The sequence below is a fragment of the Psychrobacter sp. GW64-MNA-CIBAN-0177 genome (assembly GCF_040309585.1).
Classification (GTDB): Bacteria; Pseudomonadota; Gammaproteobacteria; order Pseudomonadales; family Moraxellaceae; genus Psychrobacter; species Psychrobacter okhotskensis.
Genome location: NZ_JBEOOY010000673.1, coordinates 1 through 229 on the forward strand (window position 1 = coordinate 1; position 229 = coordinate 229).

Below are 229 nucleotides of genomic sequence, written 5' to 3' on the forward strand. Positions count from 1 at the left end.
GTGCTCAAGCGGGCGCTTACCTCATTAATGATGGCACCAATCAGCTGTCTGCCTACGCTCAACTTGCGGGTAATGAGTTCGATCCAGAGGATGCCAATGGCGCCCTATCAGGTCTTGATAAACGTAAAGCGTCGGCTGCTGCTGGTGTCACGTATCTGCATCGTACGCCAATTGGTGGCTTCCGTGGGCAATTTGCCACTGATATCTTAGGGCGTAATGATGGTAATTT

1 pseudogene is annotated in these 229 nt (G+C 51.1%); it reads left to right on the top strand.

Going from position 1 to position 229, the window contains the following annotated elements:
• A pseudogene (locus AAEY79_RS16660) lies at window positions 1-229 on the top strand (MipA/OmpV family protein); the annotation flags it as partial.